General features: G+C 34.3%; 15 protein-coding genes. 5 read left to right on the top strand and 10 right to left on the bottom strand.

The features are described 5' to 3' along the window. The coding region (locus tag M3600_RS27600) for an IS3 family transposase (RefSeq protein WP_164849711.1) at nt 1–88 on the top strand (88 nt) is incomplete at its 5' end. Between the two features lie 277 nt (nt 89–365). Here M3600_RS27600 and M3600_RS27595 read toward each other — a convergent pair. After that, entirely contained in the window at nt 366–620 is a 255-nt protein-coding gene (locus M3600_RS27595; RefSeq protein WP_237943991.1) for an HPr family phosphocarrier protein, read from the bottom strand. A 318-nt stretch (nt 621–938) separates the two neighbouring features. Between M3600_RS27595 and M3600_RS27590 the strand changes: the two genes are divergently transcribed. The 3 genes from M3600_RS27590 (at nt 939) to M3600_RS27580 (ending at nt 3458) form a co-directional block, all read left to right on the top strand. Beyond that, nucleotides 939–1349 carry a MerR family transcriptional regulator gene (locus tag M3600_RS27590; protein WP_233315596.1) on the top strand — a complete coding sequence of 137 codons (411 nt, stop codon included), beginning with the start codon at nt 939–941 and terminating at the stop codon, nt 1347–1349. Nucleotides 1350–1545: 196 nt separating this feature from the next. Continuing rightward, on the top strand, nt 1546–2721 hold the full coding sequence (locus M3600_RS27585; RefSeq protein ID WP_396953854.1) for an MFS transporter: 1176 nt from the start codon (nt 1546–1548) through the stop codon (nt 2719–2721). 29 nt (nt 2722–2750) lie between these two features. After that, nucleotides 2751–3458, top strand: coding sequence for an SDR family oxidoreductase (locus tag M3600_RS27580; RefSeq protein ID WP_251648396.1), 708 nt, complete (start codon nt 2751–2753; stop codon nt 3456–3458). A 52-nt stretch (nt 3459–3510) separates the two neighbouring features. Here M3600_RS27580 and M3600_RS27575 read toward each other — a convergent pair whose 3' ends face one another. The 5 genes from M3600_RS27575 to M3600_RS27555 all read right to left on the bottom strand — a co-directional run bounded on the left by M3600_RS27575 (nt 3511) and on the right by M3600_RS27555 (nt 7089). Next, complete coding sequence (locus tag M3600_RS27575; protein WP_233315599.1) at nt 3511–4407, bottom strand: EamA family transporter; 897 nt, start codon at nt 4405–4407, stop codon at nt 3511–3513. Between the two features lie 240 nt (nt 4408–4647). Further along, nucleotides 4648–5601: a sensor domain-containing diguanylate cyclase gene (locus M3600_RS27570; RefSeq protein WP_233315600.1), complete on the bottom strand. Its 954-nt coding sequence runs from the start codon at nt 5599–5601 to the stop codon at nt 4648–4650. A gap of 101 nt (nt 5602–5702) precedes the next feature. Further along, complete coding sequence (locus M3600_RS27565) at nt 5703–5897, bottom strand: hypothetical protein (RefSeq protein WP_251648394.1); 195 nt, start codon at nt 5895–5897, stop codon at nt 5703–5705. A gap of 135 nt (nt 5898–6032) precedes the next feature. Then, nucleotides 6033–6581: a GNAT family N-acetyltransferase gene (locus M3600_RS27560; protein ID WP_251648392.1), complete on the bottom strand. Its 549-nt coding sequence runs from the start codon at nt 6579–6581 to the stop codon at nt 6033–6035. A 46-nt stretch (nt 6582–6627) separates the two neighbouring features. Further along, nucleotides 6628–7089, bottom strand: a complete 462-nt coding sequence (locus M3600_RS27555; protein WP_251648390.1) for a GNAT family N-acetyltransferase — start codon at nt 7087–7089, stop codon at nt 6628–6630. Between the two features lie 100 nt (nt 7090–7189). On the opposite strand from M3600_RS27555, the gene M3600_RS27550 reads away from it, so the two are divergent. Then, nucleotides 7190–8011: a MerR family transcriptional regulator gene (locus M3600_RS27550; protein WP_251648388.1), complete on the top strand. Its 822-nt coding sequence runs from the start codon at nt 7190–7192 to the stop codon at nt 8009–8011. Nucleotides 8012–8113: 102 nt separating this feature from the next. Here the strand turns inward: M3600_RS27550 and M3600_RS27545 are convergent, their stop codons facing one another. From M3600_RS27545 to M3600_RS27530, 4 genes are all read right to left on the bottom strand, one after another. Next, the gene (locus M3600_RS27545) at nt 8114–8692 is read right to left on the bottom strand and encodes a hypothetical protein (protein WP_237943970.1); all 579 of its coding nucleotides are present in this window, start codon (nt 8690–8692) and stop codon (nt 8114–8116) included. 611 nt (nt 8693–9303) lie between these two features. Continuing rightward, nucleotides 9304–9507, bottom strand: coding sequence for a YjcZ family sporulation protein (locus M3600_RS29475; RefSeq protein ID WP_396953853.1), 204 nt, complete (start codon nt 9505–9507; stop codon nt 9304–9306). Nucleotides 9508–9652: 145 nt separating this feature from the next. Continuing rightward, complete coding sequence (locus M3600_RS27535; protein ID WP_237943968.1) at nt 9653–10504, bottom strand: protein-glutamine gamma-glutamyltransferase; 852 nt, start codon at nt 10502–10504, stop codon at nt 9653–9655. A gap of 219 nt (nt 10505–10723) precedes the next feature. Then, entirely contained in the window at nt 10724–11110 is a 387-nt protein-coding gene (locus tag M3600_RS27530) for a hypothetical protein (RefSeq protein WP_237943959.1), read from the bottom strand. Between the last annotated feature and the right edge of the window lie 440 nt (nt 11111–11550).

Raw genomic sequence — 11550 nt, 5'->3', positions numbered from 1 at the left:
GATTTATTACAATTACTATAGATATCAGTGGAACTTAAAAAAGATGACCCCTGTTCAATACAGAGATCATCTTCTTAAAACTGCCTAGGCTTTTTTTAAATGTCCTTTACAAAGGGTACACTTTATTCATCCCACACCTTAAGGAATGGGCTTTCTCGTTCCGTAAAATCTGTAATAAGAAAAAGAGGGGTACCAATTCATTGGTTATTCCCCTTTTCTTTATGATTAACTTCAGCTGTATTTTCGGAATAGGAAAACTTCGTCGTCATGGACAGATGTGATATGAATCATCGGAATAACGTTCTTGGTAGTGAGTCTTTTTTGCAGATTGGTCATAGAAAATTCCAAGTAAATACTAAATATTTCTACTTATTAAATAGGAATTTTTTTAATGTATGGATGGCGTCCTTCTCATCTGGTCCATCGACTAACAAGGTGATTTCATCACCAGTGTTTACATTTAAGTCCATTACCTTCATAATTTCTTTTCCATTTGAAGCTTTACCATTCTTAGTTAGAAACACATCACTACTAAAAGAACGGGCTTTAGCAACAAATATCGTCGTATTTCTTGCTTGCAATCCCCGGATCAGTCTTACCGTTTCCTTTGTTACCAACATGATAATCACCTTCCTATTAGAAATTCAGTTAACTGTTTTGGATATAAAATAACACCTAGTAAAAATCAGTTAACTTTCATGTTAATAATTTAGTTTAAACACAAAACAAATTACACTATATTCCTAGTTAAAACTTTTACTAGCAAATATGATAAACCTTAAAGTTAACTCTAAGTCAAGTGAATTATCCATTTTTATGATAATTTACAATATTTTTAAAATCAGCTTTGACAATCAGTAAATAACCATGATAGAATTGGCCTCGCATCCTAGAGTTAACTCTAAATCTATATTTATAGAAGAATAAGGAGTGAAACAATGAACACATACTCTATTAGTGAAGTAGCGAAAGAATTAAACCTTACCACCTATACGCTCCGTTATTATGACAAAGAAGGCCTTTTGCCTTTTGTAGAACGAACAACTAATGGAACAAGATTGTTTAAAGAGTCGGATATTGGCGCATTAAGGATCATTGAATGTCTGAAATCTACTGGGATGCCTATAAAGGAAATTAAAAGTTTCATTGATTGGTGTCAGGATGGAGATGCTACCCTCCAGCAGAGATATGACATGTTTTTAGAACGGAAAGCCGCTGTTGAAGCACAGCTGGCAGAAATAAATAAAACGATGGAAATTATTAAACATAAATGCGACTATTATAAGACTGCCTTAGAGGCAGGCACAGAAGATATTCATAAAACTGAAAAAATTGGCAGTTTAAATTAACATAGAGCCATCTAACCTACAACCAGTAGGTTAGATGGCTCTTTTTATTAAATGCCCCTCCCTCCAAATAAAAAAAACAATTTTTTTTCAAAAATACTTCTTGAACTAGAGTTAACTCTAACCTTTATACTTACAAAAAACTTGTCATCGCGTAATACCTTTGCTGCACCGGTAAAATGAAGAATTTTATGGAGGGATTTTTTTGTATAATAAAAAATTATTAATATTCATCTTAACTATAGGAGTTTTTGGCATCTTAAATACCGAAATGGGGGTTATCGGGTTATTGCCCTCGATTGCTGAACAATTTAATGTCAGTGTATCAACTGCCGGCTTGCTGGTGAGTCTGTTTGCACTCGCGATTGCTATTTCTGGTCCAATAATGCCGTTATTGTTTTCAGGGATAAATCGAAAAACAGTCATGTTAATTGTTTTAGGCATGTTTGTGCTAGGGAATATTGTGTCTGTATTTACTACTAATTTTACTGTTTTATTATTAACACGAGTCGTTCTAGGTTTTTTTCATCCTATTTATTGTTCGATGGCTTTTACAGTTGCTGCTTCCTCTGTTAGTAAAGAAGAAGCTCCAAAAGCTGTTTCTAAAGTATTTATTGGCGTATCTGCGGGTATGGTAGCCGGTGTGCCAATCGCAAGTTTTATTGATAGTGTCCTATCTTATGAAATGGCGATGGCATTCTTTGCTGTTGTTACTGTTATAGTCTTTATTGCGACATTCATTTTTGTCCCTTCTATGCCTGTCGAAGTAAAACAATCTTACGGTGCACAGCTGTCTGTCTTAAAGAAATCAATAATCTGGATTTCTATTGTGACAGTTATTTTATTAAATGCATCTGTATTTGGAGTTTACAGCTACTTCACGGAATATTTGAAGACAGTAACGAATATGTCTCCAAATACAATAACTTTAACGCTGTTTATTTTTGGCGGGGCCAATATGATTGGTAATATTGTCGCAGGAAAGCTGCTTACGCAAAACCCGATTAAATCTGTAGTATATTTCCCTCTACTATTAAGTGCTGTTTACATCCTCTTATTCTTCACAGGACAGTATCCGCTGCCAATGGCAATGCTTACTTTCATTTGGGGAATTTTAGCAGGGGGAATAATGGCGAATATTAATCAATATTTAATTACGTCTTCAGCCCCTGAAGCACCTGATTTTGCTAACGGACTCTTTATCTCTTCTTGCAACGTTGGGACAACTGTCGGGTCAGCTGCAGGCGGACTTTTAATAGCATCAATGGGTACGCAATATGTTGTATTAGTTGGAATTCTTTCATTAGTGTTAAGTTTAGTAACTATTGTACTTAGAAACTATATGATGACTCCTGTACATCAAGTGTCAAGATAAATTCCATTCTTTTCAAGGAGGATAATAATATGTTTACAGACTCAAAAGTTGCCCTAGTCACTGGCGGTAATCGCGGAATTGGCTATGAACTGGTCCGCCAATTGGCTTTGAAAGGTTTTAAAGTTATCTTAACAAGCCGAGACTCAAAAAAAGGGCTAGAAGCTGTTAAAAAACTCCGCAAATCAAATTTAGAAGTATCTTTTCTCGAGATGGATGTGAACAATCATGAAAGCATTCGCCAAGCCGCCATCACGGTAGATCAGCACTTTGGAAGATTAGATGTTTTGATTAATAATGCAGGTGTTTATTTAGACGAAGATGAAAGTTTATTAACTATGGACCCTGCCATTTTGGAAAAAACAATGGAAACAAACTTTTTTGGGGCTTACTATACCATTCAGTCCTTTCTGCCTCTCATGGAAAAATACGGATATGGAAGAATTATTAATATTTCTTCTGATTATGGCCGTTTAAGCCAATTAACATCTCCAGAAGTCGGAGCGTATAAATTGTCTAAGTTTGCTTTAAACGGTTTAACACAATTAATTGCGGGAGAAGTCAAAGGTGATATCAAAGTAAACGCAGCCGATCCTGGCTGGGTAAGCACAGATATGGGTGGAACTTCTGCTCCAACGACACCGAAGCAAGCTGCTGAGTCCATCTTATGGTTAACTGCTATTGGGTCTGACGGACCATCGGGAAAATTTTTCAGAGGCAAAAACAGCATTGATTGGTAGCATGCAATAAACTGGATCTGTCCATTAATTAATGGACAGCTCCGCATATCCCTTACCAATTGGGACTTGAAATATTTCTTGGTTTAAACATTTTGACATTACTCACCATAATGCCTCCTAATATGAGAGCAACACCAAACCATTGCCAAACACCTACTTGTTCACGCAGTATTAACGCAGACATTAATACAGCTACCGGAAGCTCTGAAGCTGTCAGGATTGTGCCGAGTCCTGGGCCGACTTTAGGCATACCAATGGATAATAAAAGCGGCGGAAGCACTGCACCAAATATTCCTAGTATTAATCCATATTGTATAAATCCGCCTAGAACAGACACATCCACAAAATATACTGGTGGAAAGATGATAAAAACAACGATTAAGCCGCCTGAGGAAAGCAGTGCGCTTTTCAACAGCGGTTCCGTATTATGTCCAACTGTACCGCTCAGAAAAATAAACGTTGCAAAGGTTATAGCAGCAAGCAGTCCCCACATCATACCTTGCCATGTAATGTGAACACCAGTTTCCGAGGTAATCCCCGCAGCTAATAGCGACCCTGCCAGCAGAATACCTATTGCTATTAATTTTTCCTTCGAAGGCTTGTTCTTTAAAAACACCATTTCTAATAATGATCCTATCCAGATATATTGAAACAAAAAGATAATGGCTAATGAGGCATGAAGTGTTTGTAAGGATTGATAATAAAATATGCCTGTCAGTCCAAATGGAATGCCCGATAAAATTAACTTTATGGCTTGATTACCAGAAACTCCCCTCTTTTTCATAAACAAAACGAGTATCCAAATAATTAAAGTACCAATAAAATATTGTCCCCCCGTTACCTCGTTAACAGATAACCCAGCTCCGTATGCAAGCTTTACAAACGTAGATAATATTCCGTAACTGCAGCCACCTAAAAAAACAAATAATACATAATGCCATTTACTCAAATTTAAATCCCCCTTCGGCGCATAAAAAAAGCCACACAAATGTCTCACAACATTTGTGTGGCGAAAATAGAGTTCACTCTAGAAAAATCCACGACCTAAATAATTTTAGTATTCGAATTTCGTTTTTCATTATAATTACAACTAATGTAGAAGTCAATAAATAATTTCCCTGCTTATTTGCTTAGTTTTGGATATTTTTTGTGCTCTACTGGTTCTGCACATATAAATCTCATCCAAAAATCAAAAAAAGCAGTAGGTACTTTTCCCACTAGTTTTCGCCCGATATAAAGCATTATCTGCTTTTTTCAGCAGTTTATTTAACGTCAGTTTCATTGTATTTGTGTATTGAACAATGCCAATGCTCACAGATAAGTTAAACTCCTTGATTTGAAAATCCCAGGACGATAATCTTTCAATAAAAGCCTCTGCTATTTCCTCGATTTCTTGAACGCTTAATTTTCCAACTAAGTTAATAATAAATTCATCTCCGCCTAACCGAAATACCGCTCCATTTATATTCCTCTGCCGCATGACTGCCTCCATTCTAAGGGCGACTTCTTTTAATATCAAATCACCTGTATCATGGCCAAGGCTATCATTTATCTCTTTAAAACAATCTAAATCTAGAAAGAAAATTGCGCCATCCTCATGGGCAAATTCATTAAAATATCTTTCAAGAAAATGCCGATTATAACTGCCTGTTAAATGGTCTCTGTATGCTAATTGCTCTAGCTCTAAGTAATAAGAAAACATTTTCGCAATTTTTTCAATCAGCTTTATACTTTTCTCATTAAACTGTGCAGCCTTCTCATGAACAGCACATAAAGTCCCAAAAACCTCGCCATCCCTTAAGATTACCGGCACACCTAAATAAGCATTCACATTCGTGTTAGAGTATATTCCCTTGATATCATCTAGGCTAGATTCCTTACTTATATCCTCATAGACTAATGGGATACCTTTAGTAAAATCAATCCTGCTGCAAACTGCCACTTTCAGCGGGAGCGATATTCCCTCTCTAATGTTAATATGCTCCGTATTAGGAGAAGTCTTCAAAATATGCTGTTCATTATTGACAATGGCACTTAAAAACAGAAAGCTGTCTGGTAATATCTCTTTTGCCAAGGTTAAAATATCAACGGCAAGTTCATTAAAGTTATCATATAATAGATACTCTTTTATATTAGTTATCATTAGTGTGCTCCCCAAAGTTTAGATACGTATTACATTTATCCACTTTTATTATACTCGTTAAGCCTTCATTGACAAAACCAGCCAAAAGTTATAAAAATACGTTAATTTCCATCTGCCTTTTGAAAGGACAAAGCGGACAATAATAAGGAAAGGCCAATAGGAATAAATAAGAAAGGCTCCATCTCCACAAAAAAGCTGCCTGGCAAATATCCACTAAAAAAAGCCAATATCCCCATTAGTACAAATAGCGTACCTGCAATTAAATTTATCTTTCCGATAGTCGATAGTTTTTTCATTTTGATTTACCTCCTTTTGGTTCAAGAGACTTTATTCGTAATAGGCTTTGTTTACATATACGAAATATAGAACAATAGGTTTCAGACATAAAAAAGATCAAAGCCAATTTTTACATTAGCTTTGATATGTTGAATCTATCGGATAAATTTCGGCTTAAAAAATAGATATAGCAATCTTCCAGTAAATCGCTTTAACAGATTAGCGTATTCTGCTACTGTAACATCGCTGTTATTTACTAAAACTTCAAATAAATTATTACTATTCTCTTCTATCATAAGACTAGCGTTTTTAAACCCATTATTTATATAAAACTTCTTTCTTTTAACTCTTTGCTCATAATTACTTGCATTTTCTTTAACTGCTTCTATGTTAAGCATGATTCGATTATTTGGGCAATACTCCCTCAACTTACTAATTGCCATACTACCAAACCCCTTTGATCTATGCTTATTATCAATAGCAAAATACAAAACAAAGGTTAAATCTTTATGTGTAATTAAATAAATAAAACCTACTAACGAATTATCAGCATATACACCTAATAGGTCTACGAAGTTTTTCTTCGACTTCCATAGAAGAAACCAAAATGGAATCTGCTCATTTCTAGGGAATGATTCGGAGATTAATGCTTTCACTTTATTAAACTCCTTTGTAGTTTTAATAGCTTCGATTTTAAAATGCATTTGCTTATTGCTCCTTTTTTTCTGGTCTAAAATGATACATAAAAAGCTATACGATTAATTCCATCACTTTTTCTCCGTTAAAATCCAATTCTCCATTAAAGGTGAAACCATAGCGCTTATAAAGGCTTAAAGCATGTATGTTAGTATCATAAATACTTAAAAAAATCTTTGTGCATGCGAATTCATTAATTAACTTGCTGATTAGCGATTTTAAAAATATACTGCCTAGACCTTGGCCTTGAAATCTTTCATCAATTAAATACCGATCTAGCCATACTTTTCCCTTTTTATGATTTTCATCATATTCAGGAAACCATCCGTACATAGCAAAACCAACTAAAACACCTTCCTTATAAAGACCGACAGGCTTGTAGTAAACGCAATTTTTTGCGTCTTCTAAACACTGTTCGGTTGTTTCAATATAGTGCCTCTGGCTTTCATTTACTTTTAAGGCTAGAACTTCTGAAGCATTTGCTTTGGTTACTGGCCTAATCTCAATAGTTTTCATATAGACATCTCCATCCTTAAATGTGGACTACATAATGATTGATTTTGAAATCATCTTAATGTATATAGTAACTATATAGTCAAGAAGGAAATTCAAAAATATGGAACATGAAAATTCAAAATATTTCACTACTGGCGAGTTTGCCAAACTATGTAAAGTTAATAAGCAAACAGTAATTTATTATGATCAAATTGGCCTTTTATCACCTGTTATTAAAGACTCTAAGGGCTATCGTTACTATTCTATTCGCCAATTAGAGTTATTTATTGTCATTGATTTATTAAAAGATTTAGGTATGTCATTAAACGATATCCAACAATATACGCAGAATAAATCACCAGAAGAATTTTTATCACTAATGTATCAACAAAAAGATTTATTGATACAAAAAAGGAAGGAATTAGAGAAAAACGAGCAGATTATCGAAGCAAAAATTAAGCTAATGGAACAAGCCTCAAGCCTCAACTTTGAGCAAATATCACTAGAACAAATTTCTGCAGCTAACCTGTATTTAAGCAGGAATATAAAAGACATACCTGATGAAGAATTTGTGGAGGCTGTGTCTGATTTTATTACCGAACTATATGTGAAAGAACTAGATACAGGCTATCCAATCGGCGGTATGACTATGCGTGAGGAAGTACTAAAAGGAGAGTACACTAACTATACTTATTTATATATGGAGCAACCGAAACAAAAAGACAGCTACACATTTCATCCATCTTTAAAGGGTTATTATTTAATCGGCTACCACATCGGTTTAGAAAAAGACATCGATAAAACATATACGTGTATTTTTGCTGAAATGAATCGTTTAAATTTAACCTTAGGAGAGTATGTTTTTGAGGAATATATATATGATAATGTGGTCAAAAATCGAGAAGAAGAGTACATCACAAAAATTATGGTTCATGTCATTTAATATTTAAAACCATCGATCATTTCTCTAAATGGAAAACCCAAAAGGCATCAACCTGATGATTAATGCCGCTAGTAGTTTAATCCATTTACTGAAAAAAACGCATTAAAAGGATTTTTCTAATTTGGGAACTAATTCTCTGTATCTAATAAAAAATTCCTCAATAGCTAAAACTGCAAAAGAAGGAGAGGACGGACTATTAGCTAATAAACATTTGTCATAAATTAAGCTAATGTACAATGAGTTTTGTGGAGTTTTTCCCCTTACTTTCAGTAAATTAGATAAATCCTCATATAATTTTCCAATCGTTGATGAATCAATGGATCTTTCCAGTGAAAAAGATCCTGCCAAGCTGTTCCACCATGCTTGAAAGCTTTTATAAATCTGATTAAAACATTCGGGGGCCTCTGACTTACCCTCCAATAATCTATCGTAAAATAATTTTTTATCTTCATTGGATAGTTCATATATATAGCTATTATCTAGTTTGACCTTTTCTGCAATAGCCTTCCATAATTGTTCATATTGCTTGGGAAAATCCTCTTTAAAGGCTATTTCTGTTGATGAATAAGGGAATCTTATTTCTTCATCTGTTTGATTTTGATTGAGATAGATATTTTGTATATAAATTAAAAAATTTAATGTAAAAGATGTTCCTGTAACCAATAAAAGTGTATTTTCCACTTCTACTCTCCTCCCCTCATCCCCTTTTTGTTCCATTATTACCAATATGAAGTTTCATTACAACTATCTTGTAATGTCATAGAAAAAGCACTCCTATTCTGAGTGCAATTGTTAATGTTTTTTCTTTTTCTATTTATTTCCGAACAAACCTAAGGCAGCGGCTACACCAATACCTACCGCAAACCATGAAGCGGTACTTTATATATATTCTTAAAAATATATAGATTATAGAATTTCTTTAATAGTTTAATTTTTTATTCACTATAACTATGGATGCGTAAATTCTATATTATTTGTTTTCTTCAACTAACGCCCCCTATCGAATTATAAGATCAGCCAGAATTTCTTAATCAGTAAGCTTTTTTGAAAAATAGAATATGTAAACTGCCTTTTCAACAATCTACCTATTCGCATACAAAGAAAAGCACTCCCCTTTAAAAAAGGAATGCACTCCCCCACTTTATCTCTTACGTTTTTTATTACAGCTTTGCCACGACATTGCTAGGGGGACTTTCTATATTCTCTTGCATTGTAATTGTAAATCTCATTGTTAACGTATCTTTAATACCACCAAATGAGCTATATTTTTTCTACCTAAGCAGAAAAAATATTTAACAGATACATGCTCCCACAATGATTAATAAAATAAATAACACGACAATTAAGATAAAGTTATTATTTTGATATGTTGGACAGGCATAACTGTAAGCTGGAGCCGTATAGGATGGGAATGATTGAACAAAAGTAGGGGCCGTAGTCGGTTGAGGAGGAACATTTGCTCCGACAGTTGGAGGTGCGTTCACGTTTGCATACATAATTAAACATCCTTTCTTTTTAAGTAAGCTTATCACTACATGATACGCTCAAATATGAAAATGGAGCCCGTCTACTGAAAATTGGGTTTTTACCCGGTAATTAAAAATGCAATTTATCGTATAATTTGCTTATGCTTATTTTATCTTAGAAGAACTGATATCCCAATGAAATTATATAATTATAATAATTTAGTAATGATATGGAACTCCGGTTATGGTGCGCGACATGTTGTTTCATTTTGAAATCACTGCTAGTCTGTTGTCTGTTTGTTAATGCTGATAAACGGGAAAAAGAAGGTCTTGTCAACAAACTTGTCAGGACTGCGGACTGTTTACTCCCTTCCATTCTCTTTTTATTTAGAACCTGAACAATTTCTTCATCTGTCTTAATGGAAAATCCATGTCCGAAATATCTCCAATCATCTAAAAGTATGGCATTTACCCCTCTAAACCATGGTGTTTGTGAATTATAGTCAGGATTATCAAAATAAACAACGTCACCAGGTAAAAAACCATCTGAATAAAACGTAACTAGACCAAGATCTGTATCTGTATGCCAGCTATATAGATACAGTTCTTGAAAATGTGCATTAAATAAATGATGTCCAATGGTCTTTAACGTAGCATAGTAATAGATAATCACAGAAGCTGTTGCACATTCAAACGCATACAGCGAACTGTTCTTAAAAATGTCCATAATTGCATCAGAAGGCCTTACATCCGGTCTTAACAAAAAACCACCAGCCTTAGTTAATTGCCAGTAATTCCGGTTACATCGAGCTTGCTCAAAAATAGTAAATTCAGGCTTGGTTTCATTCATTTCTTTTGCACTTTTAATAATATTTTTCCGTAATTTAATTTCAAAAAGTAATTCTCTCGAAGAAATATAAGAATATACGATATGATCTTCTTGCATATATTGCAGTATATTTTTTTCAACTTGATCCAATTCCAAATTCCCTTGGAATTCAAAGGATTTACCCATTACTTGTATCACTTTTATTCCTCCATTCTCTGCTTTTTTATTTTCCCGTCTTCTTAAAAAATGAAATCAAATCTTGTTGGTAGGAAGCTATTTATGCATAAATGACTAAGTAAATATTAAATCCTTGATTAAGTTGCTCCCTCAATAAACAGATTCTTTAATCTAAATGCCAATTCATTCTTAACTAAGTAAAAGGGCGATGCTCTAATGAAAGCATCACCCTAAATGTATTTAGTAACATGTAAATGAAATAATTCTTCTTGTGTCAATACCAAAAATCACCCAAGTCCTTCCATTCCATCTGAAACCAGCAACAGATCTTGGACCTACGAATACGGGATAAAACCAAAATCCTGTACCATTACTTAGCCAAATAAAAGTATTACGAAACAGGCAAAATCTTATTGCTCCAGGATCCACAGCAAATGGTGAAGCAGCTGCTTGTTGAGGAATAAATGGTGGAGGAGGAGCTGTTGGAGCTTGTGAAGGTTGTAATGGTGGTAGACCTGATGGACCTCCAAACCCAGGTCCTGGGAAACCAGGTGGACCTGATGGGCCTGGAAATGATGGTAATAGAAAGTTTAGAAATTGTCGATTATCATTTATATTTTGATACATTTGAAACATCGCTACCTTATTTTAAATAAATCTCTAAAGGTATTGTATGTTTTACTGTTTTTTGTGAAGCTTGTTCGCCTTAACTTAGGCTGTGAAATTATAAAAGTTCAAAACCATAAGAAAAAGCCTCTTAAAAGTAATTAAACGTTCTAAAAGGCTTTTGCAGTTGATTGATAACATTGCACATTGATTCTTTTATTACATTTTACTATAAATTTTTCGCGGTTCGCAGAACTTCACTGTTGATACTACTAAAAAAAGAAACACGAAAACACCTTGTGTTTCATAATTCTTGTTTAACTATTGCCCCCGATCGTAATATATGGTTAGCCAGATTTTTCTGGTTGACCATTTTTTTTTTAGTTTTATGATTACGGTAGTCGGGGTAGAACGGCGCCCCCGTGGGAATAAATCCCGTCAGCTAAACTGTTCACCCCCTA

Source organism: Niallia sp. MER 6, assembly GCF_023714395.1.
Lineage (GTDB): Bacteria > Bacillota > Bacilli > Bacillales > Cytobacillaceae > Niallia.
This window is presented reverse-complemented; position numbering and strand designations above follow the sequence as displayed.

What these genes read in the sequence shown, in the direction of transcription:
- M3600_RS27595 (WP_237943991.1), bottom strand. Translation starts at nt 620, where the DNA reads ATGTTGGTAACAAAGGAAACGGTAAGACTGATCCGGGGATTGCAAGCA.
- M3600_RS27590 (WP_233315596.1), top strand. Translation starts at nt 939, where the DNA reads ATGAACACATACTCTATTAGTGAAGTAGCGAAAGAATTAAACCTTACC.
- M3600_RS27580 (WP_251648396.1), top strand. Translation starts at nt 2,751, where the DNA reads ATGTTTACAGACTCAAAAGTTGCCCTAGTCACTGGCGGTAATCGCGGA.
- M3600_RS27570 (WP_233315600.1), bottom strand. Translation starts at nt 5,601, where the DNA reads ATGATAACTAATATAAAAGAGTATCTATTATATGATAACTTTAATGAA.
- M3600_RS27565 (WP_251648394.1), bottom strand. Translation starts at nt 5,897, where the DNA reads ATGAAAAAACTATCGACTATCGGAAAGATAAATTTAATTGCAGGTACG.
- M3600_RS27560 (WP_251648392.1), bottom strand. Translation starts at nt 6,581, where the DNA reads ATGCATTTTAAAATCGAAGCTATTAAAACTACAAAGGAGTTTAATAAA.
- M3600_RS27555 (WP_251648390.1), bottom strand. Translation starts at nt 7,089, where the DNA reads ATGAAAACTATTGAGATTAGGCCAGTAACCAAAGCAAATGCTTCAGAA.
- M3600_RS27550 (WP_251648388.1), top strand. Translation starts at nt 7,190, where the DNA reads ATGGAACATGAAAATTCAAAATATTTCACTACTGGCGAGTTTGCCAAA.
- M3600_RS29475 (WP_396953853.1), bottom strand. Translation starts at nt 9,507, where the DNA reads ATGTATGCAAACGTGAACGCACCTCCAACTGTCGGAGCAAATGTTCCT.
- M3600_RS27530 (WP_237943959.1), bottom strand. Translation starts at nt 11,110, where the DNA reads ATGTATCAAAATATAAATGATAATCGACAATTTCTAAACTTTCTATTA.